Raw genomic sequence first — 22,404 nt, 5'->3', positions numbered from 1 at the left:
CCCTTCCAGCTCGGCCTGGCCGGGCCATGATGCCGAGCGGCTTGGGCCGCTCGCGTCGTTTTGACCAGTGCTCCGCGTGTCGCAACCCTCCCATTCGTCCTCCTCCACGGTGTCTGACGACGTCGTCGTCAGCCGCGCCGCGTTCGTGCAGCTGTTTGCCGCTGTCATGCTGCCGATTTTTCTGGCGGCGGTCGATCAGACCTTGCTGGCGGCTGCCACGCCAGCCATTGCGCGCGACCTGGGCGATTTTGCCGACAGTGCCTGGATTGCCGTGGGCTATCTGCTGGCTTCCACCATCATGGCGCCGTTGTATGGGCGACTCGGAGACCGCTACGGCCGCCGCGACGCGCTGGTCGCCGCGTTGGGCCTGTTTGCGTTCGGTTCGCTGGCCTGTGCCCTGGCGCAGGGCATGTGGTGGTTGATCGCCGCGCGGCTGTTGCAGGGACTGGGCGGGGGCGGGCTGATGGTGATGAGTCAGGCGCTCATCGGTGAAGTTGTGCCTCCGCGGCAGCGTCCGCGCTTCCAGGCGTACTTCGGCATGGTGTTCGTGCTGGCCAGCGTGACGGGGCCGGTGCTCGGTGGCCTGGTCGTCAGCCACTTCAGCTGGCGCTGGCTGTTCATCGGCAATCTGCCGCTGGCGGCGTTGGCCGTGTGGCGGGTGTTCCGCCTGCCGTCGAGTGCGCGATACAGACAGCCCGGTGAATCGCACGATGCGCTGGGGGTGTTGTTGTTTGCCGCTTGCGCCTCGCTGATGCTGCTCTGGCTCACGCTGGCGGGGCACCGCTTCGCCTGGGCGTCGTGGCCCAGTGTGGTCATGGCGGGACTGGCCCTGGGCCTCGGTGGCCTGTTGCTGCGACGCGAGCACGGGCATCCCCATCCCTTTCTTCCGCTGGAGCTGCTGCGCCTGCCCGCGATTGCGTGGACGAGCGTCACCCTGGTCTTGTTTGCGGCGGCCTTGTTCGCCCTGGTGTTCTTTCTGCCGGTGTATCTCCAGGTGGGGCATGCGACCGGCGCGGCGCACGCGGGCCTGCTCTTGCTGCCGCTGACGGCGGGGCTGGTACTGGGTTCGAATGCCACCGGCCGGCTGGTCGCCAGGACGGGTCGTCCCGATGTGCCGCCGCGCTGGGGGCTGAGTGTCGCGGCACTGGCCCTGGGTTTGCTGGGAATGGCGCCCGCGGTACCCCTGGTCATCGGCACCTTGGGGGTGGTGGCCGGGCTGGGTTTCGGGACCGTGATGCCAACGTCGCAATTGGTGGTGCAGACGGTGGCGGGCCGCAGCCGACTCGGGGCGGCGGCGGCCACGGTTTCGCTGGCCAGGTCCACTGGAGCGGCCGTGGGCACGGCGGTGTTTGGCGCCCTGGTGTTCGGTCTGACCTCCAGCGCGGATCTGCAGGCTGCGCTGCATGCCACCGATCCAGGTGCGGCCCAGACGGTCATTCGCGCCTTTCATCTGGCGTTTTTCTGCGCCGGCGGGCTGACGCTGCTCGCCGCCTGGACTTCGACCCGGGTGCCGCGCGTGACGATTTGACCGCGGCCCCATCCGCCGAGGGACAATGAAGTCTCCCCCTTCCTCGTTGCCCAGACGCCCATGCACAACCTCGATACGCTCAACCGTTTCGCCATCCCCGGTCAATTGGCCTTCCGCGCCCATCCGACCGGTCTGATCTTCGCCGAGATCGACAACGCCGCCGGGCAGGCCAGCCTTTGTCTGCAGGGCGCGCATCTCACCAATTTCCGCCCCAAGGCCCAGCCGGAGCCGGTGGTGTGGGTCTCCGAGGCGGCGCGCTACCTGCCGGGCAAGTCTATTCGCGGCGGCGTGCCGGTGTGCTGGCCGTGGTTTGGCGCGCATCCGCGCGAAAGCCAGTTCCCGGCACACGGCTTTGCGCGTACCGTGCCGTGGGCGGTGATCGACAGTGGCGCCACGAACGGCGTCACCCATCTGACCCTGCAACTGCAGCCCTCGGAGGCCACGCGCGCCCAGTGGCCGCACGACACGCCCGTGATTCTGCGCGTGCAGGTGTCGGACGTGCTGGAGATGGCGCTGATCACGCACAACGCCAGTGACCAGGCCCTGCCGCTGAGCGAGGCGCTCCACACCTACTTTCAGGTCGGCGATATTGCCGAGGTCGAGCTGCACGGGCTGGACGGCTGCGCCTATCTCGACAAGACCGAAGACTTCGCCCACAAGCGTCAGGCGGGCGCGCTGCGCTTTGGCGGCGAAACCGATCGCGTGTATGTGGATACGACGGCCGAATGCGTCATCGTCGATGCCCGCCTGCAGCGGCGGCTGCGCATTGCCAAGCAGGGATCGGCTTCCACCGTGGTCTGGACGCCCTGGGAGCAGAAGGCCGCTGCCATGGGCGACTACACCGCGCAGGGCTGGCGCAACATGCTTTGCGTGGAATCGGCCAACGCCGCCGACAATGCTTTGAGCCTGGCGCCTGGCGCGACGCAGACTTTGCGCGTGCGCTACAGCGCCGAGGCGCTGTGAACGCGCACTGAGGCGCTCGCGTCAGCCGCGGGCCTGCACACCGGCTACCCCTTGGCCGCTTCGCGGATCCAGCGGGCGGCCTTCTCGGCGATCATCAGCGTCGGGCTGTTGATGTTGCCGCTGGGAATCCGGGGCATCACCCCGGCGTCGACCACGCGCAGCCCGGTCACCACGCCGCCGCGGCCATCGTGAAGGCGCAGCCGCGTATCCACCACCGCATCGGGGTCGTCGGCCCGGCCCATCGCCGTCGTTCCGGCCGGGTGGAAGATGGTGGTGGCAATGTCTCCGGCCAGGCGGGCGAGTTCGGCATCGGTCTGAAACTGCGTGCCCGGCTTGAACTCCTCCGGCGCGTAGCGTGCCAGCGCCGGTTGCGCCACGATGCGGCGGGTCAGATGCAGACTGTCGGCCGCCACCTGGCGATCCTCGTCGGTGCTGAGGTAATGGGGCGCAATGGCCGGTGCGTCGGCAAAGCGCGGGCTCTTGATCCGCACCGTTCCGCGGCTGCCTGGGTTGAGGTTGCAGACGCTGGCGGTGAAGGCGTCGAAAGCGTGCAGGGGTTCGCCGAAGGCGTCCAGGCTGAGCGGCTGCACGTGGTACTGGAGGTTGGGATGCGTGTATTGCGTGCTGCTGCGGGTGAACACGCCGAGCTGGCTGGGCGCCATGCTCATCGGGCCGGTGCGCTTGAGGGCATATTCCAGACCGATCATCGCCTTGCCCCAGCTTGACGCCGCCCGTGTGTTGAGCGTGCGCGTGCCCTGCACCTTGAACACCGCGCGAATCTGCAGATGATCCTGCAGATTCGCGCCCACGCCGGGCAGGTTGATCACGGGCGTGATGCCGTGTTGCTGCAGCAGCGCCGCAGGCCCCACGCCCGAAAGCTGCAGGATCTGCGGCGAACCGATGGCGCCCGCGCTGAGCAGCACCTCCCGGGTGGCGTGCACGGTGAGCGTCTCGCGGCCGGTCCAGACTTCGGCGCCGGTGCAGCGTGGGCTGCCGTCTGGCGCGGTGTCGAACAGCAGGCGGCAGACGTGAGCACCGTTCCAGAGCTCGAAGTTCTTGCGGCCATAGCAGGTCGGGCGCAGAAACGCCTTGGCTGCGTTCCAGCGCCAGCCGCCCTTCTGATTCACCTCGAAATAGCTGACGCCCTCGTTGCTGCCGCGGTTGAAGTCGTCGGTGGCGGGAATGCCGGCCTGTTGTGCCGCCTGGGCGAAGGCGTCGAGGATGTCCCAGCGCAGGCGCTGCTTCTCCACGCGCCATTCGCCACCGTGGCCGTGCAGCGCGGCGAAGGCGGGGTCGGTGGCACGGTCGGCACCGGCATCGCGGCGCCAGTGGTTTTCATGGGCGATGAAGTCGGGCAGGCAGGCGTCCCAGCGCCAGGTGTCGTCGCCGGTGAGGGCGGCCCAGGCGTCGTAGTCGCGGGCCTGGCCGCGCATATAGATCATGCCGTTGATGCTGCTGCACCCGCCCAGCACCTTGCCGCGCGGGTAGCGCAGGGTGCGGCCGTTGAGCCCGGGGTCGGCTTCGGTCTGGTAGAGCCAGTCGGTGCGCGGGTTGCCGATGCAGTACAGATAGCCCACGGGAATGTGGATCCAGTGGTAATCGTCCTTGCGCCCGGCCTCGATCAGCAGCACGCGCTTGTCGGCATCGGCGCTCAGGCGGTTGGCCAGCAGGCTGCCCGCGGTGCCCGCGCCGATGATGATGTAGTCGAAGGTGGAGTCGCTCATGGTGCGTGCATCATGACATGACCGCGCCGAACGGTTGCAAGACGCGGTGCCGCCATGCCGCAGCGGCGGCGCGTTCGGCTTACTTCGCCGTGGGCATGACGAACTCGGCGCCTTTGGGCGTGCTTTCCGGCCAGCGCTGCATGATGCTCTTCTGCTTGGTGTAGAAGCGCACGCCTTCCTCGCCATAGGCATGCATGTCGCCGAACAGGCTGGCCTTCCAGCCGCCGAAGCCATGCCAGGCCATCGGCACTGGAATGGGCACGTTGATGCCCACCATGCCGGCCTGGACGCGGCGGCCGAACTCGCGCGCCACATGACCGTCACGGGTGAAGCAGGCCACGCCGTTGCCGTAGGCATGGGCATTCACAAGATCGAGCGCCGAGCCGAAGTCGGCCACGCGCACGCACGACAGCACCGGGCCGAAGATCTCTTCCTGGTAGATGCGCATGTCGGGCGTCACGTGATCGAACACCGTGCCGCCGATCCAGAAACCGGCTTCATGACCGGGTACCGCCTGGCCGCGACCGTCCACCAGCAGCTTCGCGCCTTGCTCCACGCCCGAGGCAATGTAGCTTGCGATGCGCTCGCGTGCCGCGTCGGTGACGATGGGCCCCATCTCGGCGTCGAGTTCCATGCCGTTTTTCACCTTCAGCGCCTGCGTGCGCTCCACGAGGCGGGGCAGGATCTTGTCGGCCACGTCGCCCACCAGCACGCCCACCGAGATGGCCATGCAGCGCTCGCCGGCCGAGCCGAAGGCACTGCCCATCAGGGCATCCACGACCTGATCGAGGTCGGCGTCAGGCATCACCACCATGTGGTTCTTGGCGCCGCCCAGCGCCTGCACGCGCTTGCCCTGGCGGGCGGCCTCTTGCGCAATGTGATGCGCCACCGGGGTCGAGCCGACGAAGCTGATGGCCTTCACGTCCGGGTTCGCCAGCAGGGCATCCACCGCCACCTTGTCGCCCTGCACGACGTTGAACACGCCGTCGGGCAGGCCGGCCTGCTTGAGCAGTTCGGCCATGAACAGGCTGGGCGAAGGATCGAGCGGGCTGGGCTTGAGCACGAAGGTATTGCCCGCGGCGATGGCCACCGGGAACATCCACATCGGCACCATGCAGGGGAAGTTGAACGGGGTGACACCGGCCACCACGCCCAAGGGCTGTCGCATCGTCCAGTTGTCGATGCCGGTGGATACCTGCTCGGTGTAGTCGCCCTTGAGCAGTTGCGGAATGCCGCAGGCGAACTCGACGATCTCGATGCCGCGGGTGACCTCGCCCTGTGCGTCGGTGAACACCTTGCCGTGCTCGGCGGTGATCATGGCGGCCAGGGTGTCGCGGTGCTGGTTGAGCAGGTCGAGGAATTTGAACATCACCCGGGCACGGCGGATCGGCGGCATGTCGGCCCATTTCGGAAACGCGGCGTGTGCGGCGGCGACGGCGGTGTCCACCTGGACCGCATCAGCCAGTTCGACCTGTCTCGACACGGCACCCGTGGCCGGGTTGAACACGGCCTGCTTGCGTGCGCCCTCGGCCGAAACCGTGCGTCCGCCAATGAAATGCACCGCGTCGGCGGTGCCTGTGAACGGGTGCGGTGCGCCCATGATGGAGTCTCCTGTGAACAACGGCCATGAGAAAGATCCATTCAGTCTAGGAGCCGTCCCGTCGTTTGAACAGCGCTCTAAACTGACAACATTGTTTTGAAAAATGAACAATCAATTCTCTGGAGGAAGTGATGTCCCTGTCTTTGGCCACGCGTGACGATCTGCTCTGGCAACAAGTGCACTGGCTGGGCACCATCGCCGCGCAGGGCAGCGTGACCGCTGCCGCGCAGCGACTCGGGGTCTCCAAGGCCGCAGTCAGTCAGCAGCTTGCCGCGCTGGAGCGCCGCGTCGGCGTCCCCCTGGTGCGGCGGACCACTCGCACCCTGCGTCTGACCGAAGCCGGACAGCGACTCGTCGACGAGACGGCGCCTGCATTCGCCCAGATCGTGCACAGCGTTGGCGCGGTGCACGATCTGGCTGCATCGCCGCGTGGACTGGTGCGCGTCACGGCCCCGGTGGCGCTGGGGCGGCAGCATGTGGCACCGCACGTTCTGAGCTTTTTGCGCCAATATCCGGATATCCAGGTCGAACTGGATCTGTCGGACCGGTTGACCAATCTGCCGCAAGAGGGCTTCGATCTGGCCGTGCGGCACGTGGCCGCGCCGCCGGACAGTCATGTGGCGTGGAAGCTGTGCGACACCCGCTCCCTGCTGGTGGCCAGTGCGGCCTATCTGCGCAGGCATGGTCAGCCCGACCATCCCGAGGATCTCGCGCGGCACGCCTGCCTGACCTATCTGCGCCCAGGTGCCGCCATTTGGATGTTCGAACAGCCAGGGGACAAAGCGGCTGAACCCCAGCGCGTGCGCGTGACCGTGCAGGGGCCGCTGAGGGCCAACACCAGCGAAGTGCTGCGGGAAGCGGCGCGTGCCGGGCTGGGCATCGCTCTGGCGCCCGACTTCAGCCTTGATCTGGGCGGTCGCTCATCCACGCTGCGGACGGTACTGCCGCAATGGCGGGCCGTGGGCTTCTTCGGTCAATCCATTTACGCGATTCGACCCTGGAGCCCAAGCACGCCTCGCGCGGTCCAGCTTCTGGTCGAGCACCTGCGAGAGTCGCTGGCCAGCAGCTTTTGACGCCGCGTCAAAGCCACGTTGCGCCCCGCTGAAAGGTGGACTAGGATATTGATAAGTTTAAACAATTAAACATATCAACGCTGAGTAAGGCATGACCAAAGAGAACCCTTCCAGCGTTGCGGGCCATGGCGTCGACCCGCAACTGCTCAACCAGATCGCGCACACCTTCTCGGACTGCACTCCGCTCTTCTTTGCCCTGGGTGAGACGGGGCGGCAGCAGATCCTGCTGCTGCTGACCCAGGACACCGAGCTCAACGTCAGCCAGCTGGCGCAGCGACTGCCGCTATCGCGGCCTGCCATCAGCCACCACCTCAAGATCCTGCGCCAGGCGGGGCTGGTTACCGTACGCCAAGCGGGGGTGGAGAACTATTACGCCCTCAGTGCGGACGATGCGCTGGTGCTGCTCAAAAAATTCGTGGCCGAAATCGAGGCCAGCTGCTGAGAGCGGCAGAGCGCATGGCCGGTACGTTTGGGTTATTTAAGTTTATAAGTTTGAACGCATGGATGAAAGGGCGACATGATGGAACCTCAGCGTTGGGCCGTGGTCACCGGGGCTTCCGGCGGCATAGGCCGAGATATCGCACGCGAGCTGGCAGCGCGCGGCTACAACCTGATCGTGACGGCGCGGGATGAGGCGAAGCTGCAGACTCTCGCGGCCGCGTTGACGGCTGACCACGGCGTGAGCTGCCTGTGCGTGCCCGTCGATCTGGGCGCGATCGACGGCCCCGAGCAACTGGTCGCGCGCATCGCTGCGGCCGACATCTCGCCCAGCGTGCTGGTCAACAATGCGGGCTATGGCGTTTACGGACCGCTGGCGCAGGCGGACGTGGCCCAGACCCAGGGCATGATCGATCTCAACATCAGTGCACTCACCCGCCTGACGATGCGACTTCTGCCCGATCTGTTGCGTCAGGGCCGCGGGCATATTCTCAATGTCGCCAGCACCGCGGCCTTTCAGCCGGGGCCGGGTATGGCGGTGTACTTTGCGTCCAAGGCGTACGTGCTGTCTTTCAGCGAGGCTTTGGACGCCGAGTTGCGCTCACAGGGCGTTCGGGTCACCGCGCTGTGTCCCGGGGCCACGCTCACCGACTTCGGCACCCGCGCGCAGGGGCAGCGATCGGCCTTGTTCAAGGGACACCTCGCCACCTCGGAAGCCGTGGCGCGCTACGGAGTGCAGGCGATGGAGCGGGGCCAGCGGGTGGCTGTTCACGGCCTGTTCAACCGCCTTCTGGCCATGGGCGTGAGGTTTACCCCGCGGTCTCTGGCGACCGCACTGGCGGGCTGGAAGATGCGCGAGGTCTGACGGCGTCCCCCAAAAAAGTCAGCTCACCGGGAGATGCCCGCAGACAGGGCAAAGCGGGTTGCGTTGCAGGTTGACGGTCTGGAAATCAGTGTCCAGCGCATCGATCAGCAGCAGCCTGCCGCGCAGGGTCTGGCCGGTCTGGCACAGAATTTTCAGGGCCTCAACGGCCTGCAGACTGCCCACCAGGCCAACCAGCGGGGCGAGCACGCCCATGGTGGCGCAGTTCACCTCCTCGGCGGGGGCGTCTTGTGGGAACAGGCAGGCATAGCAGGGGCCGCGCTCACCCCCAGCGTCGCGGCGGGTATCGAACACGCTGACCTGGCCCGCGAAGCGCAGGGCCGCGCCGCTGACCAGCGGAACGCCATGGCTGACGCAGGCGCGGTTCAGCGCGTGGCGCGTGGCGAAGTTGTCGCTGCAATCCAGCGCCACGTCGGCGCTTGCGACCAGCTCCTGCAACTGGGCCGAGTCCGCCCGGTGCGCTAGCGCGTGGATCTGGATCTCGGGGTTGATCTGGAGCATGGCGACCCGGGCCGAGTCGACCTTGCGCTGGCCCAGGCGCGCTTCGGTATGGGCGATCTGCCGCTGCAGATTGGTCAGATCGACCGTGTCGTCATCGATCAGGGTGATGCGGCCGACGCCTGCGCTGGCCAGATAGAGGGCGGCCGGAGACCCCAGGCCACCGGCCCCGAGAATGAGGGCATGGCTGGCACCGAGACGTTCCTGACCTTCGATGCCAACTTCGTCGAGCAGAATGTGCCGCGAGTAACGCAGCAATTGGCGATCGTCGAGGGACATGCCGGCGGCCGCCAACCCTGGTGACGGATTCCTGCCCTTACTTGCCCTTGCTGACGCCGCTGGCGTCGGCCTTGGGACTGCTGGCCGGGCCTGATGCGGCCGGGGTTTTCGCCTTGGCCGTCTGCGCGGGATGCTTGGCCGTCACCACCGGCTTGCCTTCGAGGTAATTCATCGCCTGCGTGACCTGCCAGTCTTCCTTGCTGGCATATTCGGGCAGCTTGGGCAGCTTGTTCGGGTCTTTCTGGAGTTCGGCTTCGAGCAGTCGCCGGGCGTCTTCCTGCTTGCGCACGTCGTCCTCGACACGCTTGGCATCGGCCGCCTCGTTGCCGGTGCCGATCTGGTTTTTGTAATCGATCTCGCGCATGCGCAGGGCGGCGTAGGGGTCGCCGCTCTCCAGCGGATCGACCTCATAGTTCGGGGTGATGCCCTTGCCCTGGATCGACTGGCCGTTGGGCGTGTAGTAACGCGCCGTGGTCAGCTTGAGCGCGGTATCGGGCCCAAGGGGCAGCACGGTCTGGACCGATCCCTTGCCGAATGACAGCGTGCCCATGACCACCGCGCGCTTGTAGTCTTGCAGCGCGCCGGTCACGATCTCGGAAGCCGAGGCCGAGCCGCCATTGATCAGCACCACCAGCTTCACCGTCTTGACGCCCGCCGGCAGGGTTTCCAGCGGGTTGTCGCCAGCGCGGCTCATGTAATCGCTGGGCGTGTTGCGATAGGTGGCGTTGGCCTCGGGCATCTGGCCCTTGGTGCTGACGATGGCGGCATCATTGGGAAGAAACACCGAGGCCACGCCGACCGCGCTTTCCAGCAATCCGCCCGGATCGTTGCGCAGGTCGAGGATTAGACCCTTCATGGCCGGATCTTCCTTGTAGAGCGCATCGATCTTGGCCACGAAGCTCTTGAGCGTATCGGCCTGGAACTGGGTGATGCGAACCCAGCCGTAGCCCGGGGCGATCATCTTGCCCTTGACGCTCTGCACCTGAATCAGCTCGCGCGTCACGGTGAAGGTGAGGGTGCGGTTCTCGGCCTTGCGCAGCACGGTGAGCGTGACCTTGGTGCCCGGCTTGCCGCGCATGAGCTTGACCGCGTCGTTCAGGCTCAGCCCCTTCACGGCGGTGCTGTCGATGCGGGTGATCAGGTCACCGGCGTGAATGCCGGCACGCGCGGCAGGAGAGCCCTCGATGGGGGACACCACCTTGACCAGTCCGTCTTCGGCGGCAATCTCGATGCCCACGCCCACGAACTTGCCGCTGGTACTTTCCTTGAAATCCTTGAAATCCTTCTTGTCGAGGTATTCCGAGTGAGGATCGAGGTTGTTGACCATGCCATTGATGGCGTTTTCGACCAGCTTCTTGCCGTCGACCGGCTCGAAAAAGTCGGCCTTGATCAGGCCGTAAACCGCGGCAAACTGTTGCAGTTCCTCCAGCGGGATCGGCGACGTCGTGTTGCGCGCCAGCGCCTGGACTTGCAGGGTGGCCATGATGCCCGTGATGGCACCAACGACAACCCAGGCTGCGACTCGGAATTTACTGGCCATGGTGGGTCAAGCGGAGTGTCTGCGAAGAGCGGGAAGTATAGGGGCTACGCTCTCGGGGCGGCGTAGCTGCCCTGCATCCCGCAGGGCGCCTGCGGGATAGACCGCCGAGGAAGAACCCGGTAGCAATCAGACCTTGCCGCCCGCGGCGTTGAGGTAGTAGCGCTGCAAAGGCTTGAGATCGCCGTCCAGCTCGTACACCAGCGGAATGCCGTTGGGAATATTCAGCCCGGTGATGTCATCGTCGGAGATGTTCTCCAGATACTTCATGATGGCGCGCATGGAGTTGCCGTGCGAGACCACCAGCGTGCGCTTGCCCGCCTTGATGGCCGGTGCCAGCGATTCGTGCCAGAACGGCAGAACCCGTGCGATGGTGTCCTTCAGGCATTCGGTCAGCGGCAGCTCTTCGGGTTTGAGGCGCGCGTAGCGCGGATCGGCGGCCAGTTCCTGACGGTGGCTGTCGTCGAGCGGGGGCGGCGGAATGTCGTAGCTGCGACGCCAGATGTGTACCTGCTCGTCGCCGAACTTGGCGGCGGTTTCCGCCTTGTTCAATCCCTGAAGCGCGCCGTAGTGGCGCTCGTTGAGGCGCCAGGTGTGCACGACCGGCAGCCACATGGCGTCGAGTTCATCGAGGGTCAGCCACAGGGTGCGCACCGCGCGTTTGAGCACCGAGGTGTAGGTCAGATCGAAGCCGTAACCCAGTTCCTTGAGCAGTCGCCCGGCGGCGCGGGCTTCCCGGATGCCTTGCTCGGTCAGATCGACATCGGTCCAGCCGGTAAAGCGGTTTTGCTGGTTCCAGGTCGATTCACCGTGGCGTAGCAGGACGAGTTTGTACATGGGAGTCTCGGAGTGCGAAGTCAAGAAGGATGGCCTCAGTAGGCGCGTCAGCGCATGGCACAGGCAGAATAGTAGTCCACGCGTCGTGCGTCGCTGCACTGCAGCAATTCACTCGACTCGCAAGGAGGCTGATAACCATACATCAGCGCTTGCGGATTTGATTTTTTAGAATGTCCACCTTTCTGGGAGATCGTGAAGTGCAGTTCATCATCGAAAACTGGGCCCTCGTCCTGATTGCCTTGACCTCTGGCGGCATGCTGTTGTGGAGTTCCTACGGCGGCATCTCGGGGTCGGACGGCGTCAGCGCGGCGCAGGCCGTGCTCAAGGTCAACCGCGAAAAAGGCGTGATGATCGACGTCTGCGAACCGGCGGAGTTTCAGGCCGGGCACGCCGTGGGCAGCAAGAGCATTCCGCTGGGCCAGCTCGACAAGCGTCTGAGCGATCTGCCCAAGGACAAGAACGCACCCGTGCTGGTGATGTGCGCTTCGGGCATGCGCGCCAAGCGCGCCGCGGCGCAGTTGCGCAAGGAAGGCTTTGTGAACGCCTCGGCCATTGCCGGCGGCATGCGGGCTTGGCGAGAAGCCGGGCTGCCGGTCGAGAAAGGATGAGCGTCGAATGAACAAGGTTCGCATGTATACCTCCGCCGTCTGCCCGTACTGCATTCGCGCCAAGGCGCTGCTGCAGAAGCGCGGCGTTGCAGAGATCGAGGAGATCCGCATCGATCTCGATCCCGGGGAGCGCCAGCACATGATGGCGGCGACCGGCCGCCGCACGGTGCCGCAGATTTTCATCGGCGACACCCATGTGGGCGGTTGCGATGATCTCTACGCGCTCGACGCCCGGGGCGGTCTGATGGCGCTGCTGCGCGAAGCGGCCTGAGACCCGCGCGGCCGGCCGGTGGGTTGGACGGCTCCGTCGCGCCACAGGCCTAGAATCCCTCGCAATCAATCGACGCCCGCATCCTGCGGGCTTTTTTCCATGGAGAATTTTTGATGAGCGCCACCCCCGAGAACACTCAGTCTGCCGATCCGGTTTTCATGCTGCAGCGCTGCTATTTGAAAGATCTTTCGCTGGAGCAGCCGAATTCGCCGCAGATCCTGCTGGAGCAGCAGCAGCCCAATGTGGATGTTCAGATGAGCGTGGAAGCGCAACCCGTCGTCGAGGGGCTGTTCGAGGTCACCGTGGCAGCCACCATCACGGCCCGCATGCAGGACCGCGTGCTGTTTCTGGTGGAAGGCAAGCAGGCCGGGATTTTCGAGCTGCGCAACATCCCGCAGGAACATGCCGACATGCTGCTGGGCATCGCCTGTCCGCAGACCGTCTATCCCTATCTGCGCGCCAATCTTGCCGACACCATCACCCGCGCGGGCTTCCCGCCGGTTCACCTGGCCGAAATCAACTTCCAGGCCATGTACGAACAGCAGCAGGCGCAGCAGCAGGCCGCCAACGACGCGCCTTCCATCATCACGCCCGACCGCCTGAACTGATCGCTCCGTTGATCGATCGCACGCCATCTTGCCGATGCAGCCGCACACGCCTCGCTCGCTGACCGTGCTGGGCGCCGGTGCCTGGGGTACGGGCATCGCTTGCCAGATTGCCGCGCATCAGGCCGTCTTGCTCTGGGGGCGCGACGCGGCGCAGATGCAGCAGTTGCAGGCCACGCGCCTCAACGCGGCCTATCTTCCCGAAGTGGCTTTGCCGCCGGCCTTGAGCGTCACGGCGGATCTGGACGCCGCGCTGCGTCACGCCGCCGGTCCCCAAGGCCTGCTGCTGCTGGCGGTGCCGGTATCCGGGCTGCGGGCCACGGCACAGGCGGTGCGGATTTTCAACGCCGACAAGCCGCACGGCGCGCGGGTGCGGCATCTGGTCTGGCTGTGCAAGGGCTTCGAGCAGGGCAGCGGCCTGCTGCCGCATGCCGTGATCGATGCCGTGTTCGCCGGCATGGATGCGCCCCCGGCGACGGGTGCGCTGTCCGGGCCGAGCTTTGCGCTGGAGGTCGCGCGCGGCCTGCCCGTGGCGCTCACCCTGGCCAGCGCCGACGCCGAGCTGCGACAGTCTGCCGTGGCGGCCCTGCATCATGGCGCGATGCGCATCTACGCCACGCCCGACGTCGTCGGCGTGGAGGTGGGTGGCGCGGTGAAGAACGTGCTGGCCATCGCCACCGGCGTGAGTGACGGCATGGGGCTGGGCCACAACGCGCGCGCCGCGCTCATCACCCGGGGGCTGGCCGAGATGTCAAGGCTGGGCGTGGCGCTGGGTGGTCAGGCCGATACCTTCATGGGCTTGAGCGGCCTGGGTGATCTGGTGCTCACCGCCACTGGCGATCTGTCCCGCAATCGCCGGGTCGGTCTGGCGCTGGCGCAGGGCCAGAAGCTGGAGCAGGTGGTGGCTGCGCTGGGTCATGTGGCCGAGGGCGTGCATACCGCGAAGACCGCGCTCGCGCTGGCGCGCGCCCACCGCGTGGCCATGCCCATCACCGAAGCGGTGAGCCGTCTGCTCGAAGGCAAACTGACGCCGCAGGCGGCACTCAGCGGGCTGCTGCAGCGCCAGCCGCGCGGCGAATGAGCCCGTCTTCATTCCTACGGACTTCGCATGATTGAACTTCTGGTCGGCCTGGGCAATCCCGGGCCCGAGCATGCCCTGGATCGCCACAATGCCGGCTTCTGGCTGGTGGACCAGATCGCCACCGCCGCTGGCGCCAGCCTCAAGCCCGAACGCGGCTTTTTCGGCGACGTCGCGCGCGTGCGCCTGGGCGGCCGCGAGCTCTGGCTGCTCGAACCCAGCACCTATATGAACCGCTCCGGCCAGTCCGTCGGCGCCTTCGCCCGCTTCTACAAGATCGCGCCGCAGAACATTCTGGTGGCGCACGACGAACTCGATCTGCCGCCGGGCCAGGCCAAGCTCAAGCTGGGCGGCGGCCACGCCGGACACAACGGCCTGCGCGACCTCATCGCCCATCTGGGGACGCCCGATTTCTGGCGCCTGCGCCTGGGCATCGGCCACCCGGGCGACCGGGCGGCGGTGATCGGCTTCGTGCTGGGCAAGCCGCCGCAATCCGAGCTGAAACTGATCGAGCAGGCCATGGAGCAGTCGCAGGCCGTGCTGCCGCACCTGCTCAAAGGCGAGTTCGAGGCCGCGATGATGCAGCTTCATCGCAGCAACCGCGGTGAGCCTGGCAAGAAGTCTGGCTCACCGCCCGCCCAAGGTTGACGCCATGCGAACCGCGGTGCGACTTCCGGGCTTGTCCCTGGTGCTTTGGGCGACGCTGATGGCGTGCGCCGGCGCTGACGTTGGCGCGCAGACGACGGACGACGGCAAGACTGCGCCGGTGTGGCGTTGCGGCAATCTGTATTCGCACCAGCCTTGCGGATCGGGTCAGACGATTCCCGCGCAGGACGGCCGCACGCCCGAACAACGCGAGCAGGCCGACCATCAGCAGCAGCGCCTCAAAGACCTGCTCGACGCCCGCGATCAAGAGCGCGCCGCCGCCGAGGCGCAGGAGGCTCGCAGGGCCGCGGCGGCACAGCTTGCGCAGCGCCGGGAGCAGGCTTTGCAGGCGCGCAAGGCCGAGCAGGCGGCAAAGCGGGCGCAGGCTGCGCATCACAAGCACCGTCTGCACAAGATCAAGGAACGTCAGGTGAAGGTGCCCGCGCCCGCCGAGGCCAGTCCCTGAGCGCACCCTAAGCGCACCCTAAGCGCACCCTGAGCGGCGCGCCACGCGCGCTTTCAGGGCTGAAGCGCCTTGGCCGCGGTGAGCTGGCGATACTTGTCCAGCAATTGTTCGCGGCTTTCCACACGGTCGGGACGCACGGGAATGCAGTTCACCGGGCAGACCTGCACGCATTGCGGCGTGTCGAAATGGCCCACGCACTCGGTGCAGCGGTTCGGGTCGATCTCATAGATCTCGGGGCCCATGGAAATCGCCTCGTTCGGGCATTCGGGCTCGCACACATCGCAGTTGATGCAGTCGTCGGTGATCCACAGGGCCATGATGCGCCTTCAGTTTGCAGCCGAGCGGCGCTGGGCCACCTTGGCCTGCAGCCGCTCCATCACCAAGGGGACCACGAACTTGCTCACATCGCCACCAAGCATGGCGATTTCCCGCACGAACGTCCCGGAAATGAACTGATACTGGTCGGCCGGGGTGAGGAACAGGGTTTCGACGTCGGGCATGAGCTGGCGGTTCATGCCGGCCATCTGGAATTCGTATTCGAAGTCGCTCACCGCCCGCAGCCCGCGCACCACCACCTGGCCGCCGCGTGTCACGACGAAGTCGCGCAGCAGTCCGGTGAAACCGCTGACCTCGACGTTGGGATACGGCGCCAGGACTTCGCGTGCGATCTCCAGGCGCTCGTCCAGGGTGAACATGGCGTTCTTGTGATGGCCGGCCGCGATGGCGACCACAAGCCTGTCGCACAACTTGCTGGCGCGGCGCACCAGGTCTTCATGGCCGCGGGTGAGCGGATCGAAGGTGCCGGGGTAGATGGCGAGCAGCATGACAGCGGGGCGGACGAGGGAGGGAAGGCGCAGTTTAGGGGTTTTGCGCCGACTGCGCGTCGGATGTGTTGCGATGCAGCAAAGCAAAATGGACCTGGCCCGCACGCCCGCGCCGCCAGAGCGTCCAGCCTTCTGCAGCGAGGGCATCGAACAGATCGCCCGTATCGGCTTCGACATAGACCAGGCCTTGCGGCGTGAGCAGGGGCTGCACCGCCTGCAGCGCGGCGAGCTGCTGCGCGCTGGCGTAGGGCGGGTCGATGAACACCACGTCGAAGCGCTCACCAGCGCGTGCCAGACCGTGCGTGGACGCGAGCGCATCGGCCGCGCGCACCTGCACCTGCGCGGCGCCCAGGCGTTGCGCCGCTGCGGTGATGGCGGCCGCGCAGCGCGGCTGCTGTTCGATCAGCAGCACCGAGGCCGCGCCGCGCGAGGCCGCCTCCAGCCCGAGCGCGCCGCTGCCTGCATACAGATCGAGCACACGCAGGCCGGCAAGCGTCTGACCGAGCCAGTTGAACACGGTCTCGCGGACCCGGTCCGGCGTGGGGCGCAGGCCCGGCAAATCGGGCACGGTCAGTTTGCTGCGTTTCCACAAACCCCCAATGATGCGGACTTCACCGCCATGGGGACGAGGGCGGCGAGCGGCGGGCGTTGGGGCGCGGCGGCCTGGAGAGGATGTTTTCATGGGCAGGTAAATTGTAGGGAAGCTGCACCCGCCTTCTGTGTTCTCCCTTGTTCGATCGGCCGTCCATGTTCCGCTTCTTCAAACGCAAATCCGCTCCCGAAACCGTCGCCCCCGAGGTGACGGTCGAGGTCGTGCCCGAGGCGACGCCTTCGGACAGGCCGATGGCCGAGGCGGTCTCGCTCCCGGCGCCCGCGCCGACGTTCGAGCCTGCATTGCCGGACGACGACACGTCGGCGCAAGCCATGCAGGTCGTGGAGGAGGCGCCCGCCTCCGGCTGGTTCAGCCGCCTGCGATCAGGCCTGCGCAAGACCGGTGCGGGTTTGAACGGGCTTTTCGGCGGCAGCAGGATCGACGAAGCACTTTATGAGGAACTCGAATCCGCCCTGATCATGGCCGATGCCGGCATGCCCGCCACCACCGCCTTGCTGGCCGATCTGCGGCGGCGGGTGAAAGCAGCCCGCGCGGAGACGCCGATGCAGGTCCGCGCCTTGCTGGCCGACGCGCTGGCCGATCTGCTCGGGCCCCTGCAGAAGCCGCTTGACATCGGCCGCCAGAGCCCCACCGTCTTGATGATGGTGGGCGTCAATGGCGCGGGCAAGACCACGACCATTGGCAAGCTCACCCAGCATCTGCTGGGCGCTGGCGCGAAAGTGCTGCTGGCCGCAGGCGATACCTTCCGCGCCGCGGCGCGCGAGCAACTCGTCGCCTGGGGTCAGCGCAACGCCGTGCAGGTGATCGCCCAGGACGGGGGCGATCCGGCCGCCGTGGCGTTCGACGCCGTCAGCGCTGGCAAGGCACGCGGGATGGACGTCGTCATCGTCGATACGGCGGGCCGGCTGCCCACTCAATTGCACCTGATGGAAGAGCTCAGGAAGGTCAGGCGCGTGGTGGCCAAAGCCATGGACGGCGCCCCGCACGAGGTGCTGCTGGTCATCGACGCGAACAACGGCCAGAACGCTCTGGCGCAGGTGCGCGCCTTCGACGATGCGCTCGGCCTCACCGGCCTGGTCATCACCAAGCTCGACGGCAGCGCCAAAGGCGGGGTGATCGCCGCCATCGCCCGCGAACGGCCGGTGCCGGTGTATTTCATCGGCGTGGGCGAAGGGCTGGAGGATCTGCAGACCTTCGATGCCCGCGCGTTTGCACGGGCACTGGTCGGCGATTGACGCCGGTCGAAAGGGTCGTTCCCGAGAGGTTGGCCCTTCAGGGCGGTGTGGCGTGCACACAGCCCTGAAGGGGGCTTCAGTGCAGCGTATGCAGGTAGCCCACGATGGCCACGGCCTGGGCGTGTGAGAGTCGGCCGACCCAGCGCGGCATGGGCGGCTGAAGGTGCTCGCCGTCTTCGTCCTTGCCTTGCAGAATGGCGCGAACGATCAGGGCGTCGCTGTGGTGATACACCGCTTCGAGATGCGGCGCCCGCAGGTTGGCGGCGACCACATGCCCGAACCGCGCACCTCCGCGCCCATCCGCCTGATGGCAGGAGGCGCAATGTTCATCGAACAGGGTTTTTCCGGCCAGCAAGGCGGGCGGCCGGGGCTCGTGCCGCATGGGCGCCGAAGGCGATGCCGAGGCCGTCGGGGGCAGAACAGACAGGCCGATCAGACAGCCCAGAGTGATGGATTTCCACATGGGGGATGTTTCAGGAGTGTTGTGTGCGTCATGGCCGCGGGATCAGGTCCCGCGGCGTCGAGGTTGCAGGCCGCGCGGGAATCAGCGTGCGTGCGGGAAGTCTTGCACGTAGGCGTAGACGGGATGGTCGAGCATGCCCGCAGGCGCCACGCGCTGCAGATTGATTCTGGACGCTTCACGCACGCCGTCGAAATCGAAGGCGAACTGCTGGTTGTTGAGCTTGAAGTCCACCGTCTGGCCCCAATCCACGTTCACGTTGTCGGTCGTGGGGGTGAGGACCAGGGTTTGCGTGGCCATGGCCGGCGTGGATGCATCGCCGACAAGACTGGTGGGAACGGCCGCCTGGGCGGCGACGGCCATGGACAGACCGGCCAGGACGATGAAGACAGAGCGTTTTTGCATGATGTGTACTCCTTGACAGGGCCGAGGCCCCGGTTGTTGATCGCCACACCGCGTTTTGCCGTGTGGACGACTGCAGTGTTCGCGCGCCGCCTTAGCACTTCCTTAGAGGGGGTATGGCGCGGCGCGGACCGAGGCGACAACCCATCGTGGCGCCGTGATGCGAATGGAGCAGACCCGCCATCGGGCCGATGTCGGCGGCGACTGCCGCGTTCAGCGCGACTCGGGAAGAAGGCTCAGCGCCATCGCTTCGGACAGGTTTCTGTCACCGCGCTGGCGCAGCGCCTCGATGGCGCCCTGACGGTCGCGCGGTTCCCGGTTCTGGCTCAGTTTGGCCTTGCCTTCGAGCCGGGTGAGGGTGATCTCGATGCCGACGATGGTCTGCAGCATGGCATCGATGTAGTCGGGCGCGGCGTCGCCCATCTTCCAGGGGCGGGGCTCGTGCGCCTCATGGGTGCGCGTGAGCCGGGCCACCACCCCGCGCACGAAACGCTCGTCGTCGTGCACGGTGAGCCGCCCGTGGGCGTGGACGGCTTCGTAGTTCCAGGTGGGCACCTGCCGATGCGTCTCGTGCTTGCTCGGATACCAGCTCGGCGAGATGTAGCCCCCGGCGCCACGGAAGACGACCAGCACCTCGGCGCCGTTGCGGCATTGCTGCCACACCGGGTTGGCGCGGGCCACGTGGCCGGTGAGCCTGCCCAGCCCGCCCGGCGCCGCGTCGAACTCGAAAGGGATGTGGTTGGCGTCGAGTCCCTCGGCGGTCTGCGTGATCAGTATCCCCAGGGGATGCGCGCGCAGGAGGCGCTGCCATTCGTCGGGCTGGGTGATGGCGAAGTGGGCAGGAAGGTACATGGCGTTGACTTTCGATGGGATGGCAGCCTGCGCGCAGGCCGTTGGCCTGTGCCATGATGCCGCAGAACAGGCTCGCGCCTCAGCCCAGCACGCCCATGATGGCCGCGCCGCCCAGCACCACGGCCCACGGCGGGGCCTTCCAGATCTGCAGCAACAGCAGCGCGGCCAGGGCCAGGGCGAAATCGCGCGGCGTGTGGATGGCGGCCGTCCACACCGGGTCGTAGAAGGCCGCCAGCAGCAGGCCGACGACGGCGGCGTTGATGCCCATGAGCGCACTGCGCAGAGCGGGATGGCTGCGTAGCGCATTCCAAAGCGGCAGGGCGCCCGCCACGAGCAGAAAACCGGGCAGGAAGATGGCCAGTAGCGCCACGGTGGCCCCCACCCATCCGCCCGGTCCCTGGGCCGAGGCCGCACCCAGAAACGCCGCGAAGGTGAACAGCGGACCGGGCACCGCCTGCGCGGCGCCGTAGCCCGCGAGAAAGGTGGCGTTGTCCATGCCGCCGGGCACGACCTGGGCCTGCAGCAGCGGCAGCACCACGTGGCCGCCGCCGAACACCAGAGCCCCGGCCCGGTAAAAACCGGCCAACAGCGACAGCGTCGGCTGCTGCGCCGAGGCCGCCAGAACCGGCAGCCCGACCAGCAGCACACCGAACGCTCCGAGCAGCATCCAGGCGCTGCGCCGCTGCAGCGTCAGCTGCAACGGCGCATGGACCGCTTCCAGGGGCGCACGGATCAGCCAGCGCCCCACTACCGCGCCCAGCACGATGACCGCGAGTTGCCCGGCCACCCCGGGGACCACGGCAGCCAGCACGGCGGCGGCCACTGCCAGACTGGCGCGCGTCCGGTCGTGGCAGAGGCTGCGGCCCATGCCCCAAAGAGCCTGCGCCACCACGGCCACCGCGACGAGCTTGAGCCCGTGCAGCCAGCCGCCGTGAGTCAGCCCGCCGACGTGGGTCAACAGCAGGGCGAACGCCGCCATGGCCAGCGCCGAGGGCAGGGTGAAGCCCAGCCAGGCCGCGAAGGCGCCGGGCAGACCGCCGCGCACCAGACCCAGGCCCATGCCCACCTGGGAACTGGCCGGGCCGGGCAGGAACTGGCACAGCGCCACCAGATCGCCGTAAGCCTGCGCCGAGATCCAGCCGCGCCGCTCGACGAACTCGCGGCGGAAAGACTCCAGGTGGGCGATCGGGCCGCCGAAGGCGGTCAGGCCCAGTCGCAGGAAGGCCGCGAAGATGGGGCCGGGGCGGTCGGTCAGGGGAGGTGTTGTCGTGTCGGACATTGGGGTTATCGAGCTACCCGGTCGGGCCGTGAAAATTCTATGGATGCAGCATGACACCGAGGAGACCGCCATGCGCCGATTCGCCAGCTTCGCTTTCGCCGTGCTCATGCTGCCCGCCAGCGTTCTAGCGGCCACCGTGCAGATTCAGATCAAGGGCATGAATTTTCATCCGGCCGCGGTCAGCGTGGCGCCGGGCACCACGGTGATCTGGACCAATGCCGACGCCTTCGGCCACACCGCCACCAGCGATACCAGGCTGTGGGATTCGGGCATGCTTCAGCCCGGGCAGACCTTCAGCCATACCTTCGACAAGCCCGGCAGCTATCCGTATCACTGCGCGGTGCATACCTTCATGACCGGGGTGGTGACGGTGAAGTGAGCCTGGGCAGGGTTTCCTCCGCGCGCAGCCACACCCACGCGCCCGAGGCCAGCAGCAGCGCGGCGGTACACCAGAACGCCGGGGCGATCAGGCCCGATGCCTGGGCGATGGCGCCCAGCAGCAGCGCTCCCAGGGCGAAGCCGGTGTCGCGCCAGTAGCGGTAGGTGCCGAGCGACGAACTGCGCCAGTTCGGGTGGGAGATGTCGGCCACCGAAGCGATCAGGTTGGGGTAGAGCAGCGCCATGCCCACGCCCATGACCACGGCCGCGGCCAGCCATGCGGCCATGCCCGCGACCAGCGGGACCGAGACCACGCCCAGCGCCAGCAGCCACAGCCCGGCGACGATGGTGGGCTTGCGACCGATGCGGTCCGATAACGGCCCGGTCCACAGTTGCGAGGCGCCCCAGCTCAGGCCGTAAACCCCGGTGATCCAGCCGATGGCCACCACGTCCAGACCGTGGCTGTGCAGGTACAGCGGGAACAGCACCCACAGCAGGGTGTCGGCCACCTTGTTGGCCACGCCGGCCTGGCACAGCGCGGAGAAGGTGCGGTGGCGAAACGACACGAAGGCGAACACCTGCCGCGACGTCGGGTGTGCGGGCAGCCCCTCGGCGAACTTCGGCTTCAGTCCCTGGTGATTGCCGTCGGCATGCCGACGGCTCTCGGCGCGCGCCCACGGCAGGGTTTCGCGCACGAACAGCAGCGCGGTTCCCAGGCCGATGGCGATGACCACCAGCGCGAAACCCAGCAGCGCCGGTCGCGGCCCGTACAGCGAGGCGAGATAACCGGTGGCGATGCCGGCCAGCCCCACTGCGGCATAGCCCGCGAACTCGTTGATGCCGGTGGCAAGTCCGCGCTGTTCGGCGCGGGTGATGTCCACCTTGCTGGTCACCGTCATGCTCCAGGCGAAGCCCTGGTTGATGCCGAGGAACAGATTGGCCACCACCACCCACCACCAGTTCGGCGCGAAGTAGATCAGCAGCGGAATGGGGATGGCCGCCAGCCAGCCCATCACCAGCACCGGCTTGCGCCCGATGCGTTCGGAGAGCCGTCCGGCGACGAAATTCAGCATCCCCTTCACCAGCCCGAACGACACGACGAAGGCCATCAGGTAGAGGAAGGACGACTTGGGGACGTGGAAGTCCTGCGCCGCCACCACCGGCAGCACATTGCGTTCCATGCCGATGACCAGGCCGACGAAGCCGACCTGCACCGCCTGCCAGATGAACTGGTGCAGATTGATGCGGATGCCCTGCCGGTGCAGGGCCGGCGTCACATCGGCGCCTTCACGACCGTCTGCGAGCGGCGCAGCGTGGGCGTCTCGCAT

Annotated in this window: 26 protein-coding genes; 13 read left to right on the top strand and 13 right to left on the bottom strand. The window is 67.0% G+C overall.

Annotated elements, in window-relative coordinates:
• The first annotated feature begins 109 nt into the window (after positions 1–109).
• Entirely contained in the window at positions 110–1,528 is a 1,419-nt protein-coding gene (locus tag BVH73_RS04390) for an MFS transporter (RefSeq protein ID WP_245800409.1), read from the top strand.
• A gap of 60 nt (positions 1,529–1,588) precedes the next feature.
• Complete coding sequence (locus BVH73_RS04385) at positions 1,589–2,491, top strand: D-hexose-6-phosphate mutarotase (RefSeq protein ID WP_079416427.1); 903 nt, start codon at positions 1,589–1,591, stop codon at positions 2,489–2,491.
• Positions 2,492–2,535: 44 nt separating this feature from the next.
• Here BVH73_RS04385 and BVH73_RS04380 read toward each other — a convergent pair whose 3' ends face one another.
• The gene (locus BVH73_RS04380; protein ID WP_079416425.1) at positions 2,536–4,215 is read right to left on the bottom strand and encodes a GMC family oxidoreductase; all 1,680 of its coding nucleotides are present in this window, start codon (positions 4,213–4,215) and stop codon (positions 2,536–2,538) included.
• A gap of 79 nt (positions 4,216–4,294) precedes the next feature.
• Complete coding sequence (locus BVH73_RS04375; RefSeq protein WP_079416423.1) at positions 4,295–5,815, bottom strand: CoA-acylating methylmalonate-semialdehyde dehydrogenase; 1,521 nt, start codon at positions 5,813–5,815, stop codon at positions 4,295–4,297.
• A gap of 131 nt (positions 5,816–5,946) precedes the next feature.
• Here BVH73_RS04375 and BVH73_RS04370 point away from each other — a divergent pair, with 131 nt between their 5' ends.
• From BVH73_RS04370 to BVH73_RS04360, 3 genes are all read left to right on the top strand, one after another.
• Complete coding sequence (locus BVH73_RS04370) at positions 5,947–6,888, top strand: LysR family transcriptional regulator (protein WP_079416421.1); 942 nt, start codon at positions 5,947–5,949, stop codon at positions 6,886–6,888.
• A gap of 91 nt (positions 6,889–6,979) precedes the next feature.
• Positions 6,980–7,330, top strand: a complete 351-nt coding sequence (locus tag BVH73_RS04365) for an ArsR/SmtB family transcription factor (protein ID WP_079416419.1) — start codon at positions 6,980–6,982, stop codon at positions 7,328–7,330.
• A 75-nt stretch (positions 7,331–7,405) separates the two neighbouring features.
• On the top strand, positions 7,406–8,191 hold the full coding sequence (locus tag BVH73_RS04360) for an SDR family NAD(P)-dependent oxidoreductase (RefSeq protein ID WP_079416417.1): 786 nt from the start codon (positions 7,406–7,408) through the stop codon (positions 8,189–8,191).
• Positions 8,192–8,209: 18 nt separating this feature from the next.
• Here BVH73_RS04360 and BVH73_RS04355 read toward each other — a convergent pair whose 3' ends face one another.
• The 3 genes from BVH73_RS04355 to gpmA form a co-directional block, all read right to left on the bottom strand.
• Positions 8,210–8,986, bottom strand: coding sequence for a HesA/MoeB/ThiF family protein (locus BVH73_RS04355; protein ID WP_079420329.1), 777 nt, complete (start codon positions 8,984–8,986; stop codon positions 8,210–8,212).
• 37 nt (positions 8,987–9,023) lie between these two features.
• Positions 9,024–10,526, bottom strand: coding sequence for a S41 family peptidase (locus BVH73_RS04350; protein ID WP_079416415.1), 1,503 nt, complete (start codon positions 10,524–10,526; stop codon positions 9,024–9,026).
• Between the two features lie 126 nt (positions 10,527–10,652).
• Positions 10,653–11,360: a 2,3-diphosphoglycerate-dependent phosphoglycerate mutase gene (gene gpmA / locus BVH73_RS04345; RefSeq protein ID WP_079416413.1), complete on the bottom strand. Its 708-nt coding sequence runs from the start codon at positions 11,358–11,360 to the stop codon at positions 10,653–10,655.
• A 197-nt stretch (positions 11,361–11,557) separates the two neighbouring features.
• On the opposite strand from gpmA, the gene BVH73_RS04340 reads away from it, so the two are divergent.
• The 6 genes from BVH73_RS04340 (at position 11,558) to BVH73_RS04315 (ending at position 15,033) form a co-directional block, all read left to right on the top strand.
• Positions 11,558–11,968, top strand: a complete 411-nt coding sequence (locus BVH73_RS04340; protein WP_079420328.1) for a rhodanese-like domain-containing protein — start codon at positions 11,558–11,560, stop codon at positions 11,966–11,968.
• A gap of 7 nt (positions 11,969–11,975) precedes the next feature.
• Positions 11,976–12,239, top strand: coding sequence for a glutaredoxin 3 (gene grxC, locus BVH73_RS04335; RefSeq protein ID WP_079416411.1), 264 nt, complete (start codon positions 11,976–11,978; stop codon positions 12,237–12,239).
• 113 nt (positions 12,240–12,352) lie between these two features.
• Positions 12,353–12,847, top strand: a complete 495-nt coding sequence (secB, locus tag BVH73_RS04330) for a protein-export chaperone SecB (protein ID WP_079416409.1) — start codon at positions 12,353–12,355, stop codon at positions 12,845–12,847.
• Between the two features lie 34 nt (positions 12,848–12,881).
• Positions 12,882–13,925, top strand: coding sequence for an NAD(P)H-dependent glycerol-3-phosphate dehydrogenase (locus BVH73_RS04325; RefSeq protein ID WP_079420327.1), 1,044 nt, complete (start codon positions 12,882–12,884; stop codon positions 13,923–13,925).
• Positions 13,926–13,952: 27 nt separating this feature from the next.
• Positions 13,953–14,570, top strand: a complete 618-nt coding sequence (gene pth / locus BVH73_RS04320; protein ID WP_079416407.1) for an aminoacyl-tRNA hydrolase — start codon at positions 13,953–13,955, stop codon at positions 14,568–14,570.
• 4 nt (positions 14,571–14,574) lie between these two features.
• Positions 14,575–15,033: a hypothetical protein gene (locus tag BVH73_RS04315; protein ID WP_245800408.1), complete on the top strand. Its 459-nt coding sequence runs from the start codon at positions 14,575–14,577 to the stop codon at positions 15,031–15,033.
• A gap of 53 nt (positions 15,034–15,086) precedes the next feature.
• On the opposite strand, the gene BVH73_RS04310 is transcribed toward BVH73_RS04315, so the two are convergent.
• Genes BVH73_RS04310 through rsmD form a run of 3 tightly spaced genes read right to left on the bottom strand, consistent with a single transcriptional unit; the run spans position 15,087 to position 16,539 of the window.
• On the bottom strand, positions 15,087–15,350 hold the full coding sequence (locus BVH73_RS04310) for a YfhL family 4Fe-4S dicluster ferredoxin (protein WP_079416405.1): 264 nt from the start codon (positions 15,348–15,350) through the stop codon (positions 15,087–15,089).
• A 9-nt stretch (positions 15,351–15,359) separates the two neighbouring features.
• Entirely contained in the window at positions 15,360–15,857 is a 498-nt protein-coding gene (gene coaD / locus BVH73_RS04305) for a pantetheine-phosphate adenylyltransferase (RefSeq protein ID WP_079416403.1), read from the bottom strand.
• A 34-nt stretch (positions 15,858–15,891) separates the two neighbouring features.
• On the bottom strand, positions 15,892–16,539 hold the full coding sequence (gene rsmD, locus BVH73_RS04300; RefSeq protein ID WP_079416401.1) for a 16S rRNA (guanine(966)-N(2))-methyltransferase RsmD: 648 nt from the start codon (positions 16,537–16,539) through the stop codon (positions 15,892–15,894).
• Positions 16,540–16,604: 65 nt separating this feature from the next.
• On the opposite strand from rsmD, the gene ftsY reads away from it, so the two are divergent.
• Positions 16,605–17,705, top strand: coding sequence for a signal recognition particle-docking protein FtsY (gene ftsY / locus BVH73_RS04295; RefSeq protein WP_079420324.1), 1,101 nt, complete (start codon positions 16,605–16,607; stop codon positions 17,703–17,705).
• A 76-nt stretch (positions 17,706–17,781) separates the two neighbouring features.
• Here ftsY and BVH73_RS04290 read toward each other — a convergent pair whose 3' ends face one another.
• The 4 genes from BVH73_RS04290 to chrA form a co-directional block, all read right to left on the bottom strand.
• Positions 17,782–18,168, bottom strand: a complete 387-nt coding sequence (locus BVH73_RS04290) for a c-type cytochrome (RefSeq protein WP_154048420.1) — start codon at positions 18,166–18,168, stop codon at positions 17,782–17,784.
• Positions 18,169–18,249: 81 nt separating this feature from the next.
• The gene (locus BVH73_RS04285) at positions 18,250–18,570 is read right to left on the bottom strand and encodes a CzcE family metal-binding protein (protein ID WP_079416398.1); all 321 of its coding nucleotides are present in this window, start codon (positions 18,568–18,570) and stop codon (positions 18,250–18,252) included.
• A gap of 210 nt (positions 18,571–18,780) precedes the next feature.
• Entirely contained in the window at positions 18,781–19,419 is a 639-nt protein-coding gene (locus BVH73_RS04280; RefSeq protein ID WP_079416396.1) for an FMN-binding negative transcriptional regulator, read from the bottom strand.
• Between the two features lie 79 nt (positions 19,420–19,498).
• Positions 19,499–20,698, bottom strand: a complete 1,200-nt coding sequence (chrA, locus tag BVH73_RS04275; protein WP_079416394.1) for a chromate efflux transporter — start codon at positions 20,696–20,698, stop codon at positions 19,499–19,501.
• Between the two features lie 70 nt (positions 20,699–20,768).
• Between chrA and BVH73_RS04270 the strand changes: the two genes are divergently transcribed.
• Positions 20,769–21,077: a cupredoxin domain-containing protein gene (locus BVH73_RS04270; protein ID WP_079420321.1), complete on the top strand. Its 309-nt coding sequence runs from the start codon at positions 20,769–20,771 to the stop codon at positions 21,075–21,077.
• Here the strand turns inward: BVH73_RS04270 and BVH73_RS04265 are convergent.
• Entirely contained in the window at positions 21,049–22,404 is a 1,356-nt protein-coding gene (locus BVH73_RS04265) for an MFS transporter (protein WP_079416392.1), read from the bottom strand. The genes BVH73_RS04270 and BVH73_RS04265 overlap by 29 nt on opposite strands.

Origin of the sequence: Thiomonas intermedia (assembly GCF_002028405.1) — a bacterium.
GTDB lineage: Bacteria > Pseudomonadota > Gammaproteobacteria > Burkholderiales > Burkholderiaceae_C > Thiomonas > Thiomonas intermedia.
Note: the sequence above shows the minus strand (reverse complement) of the source record. Positions and strands in the feature narration are given on the sequence as shown.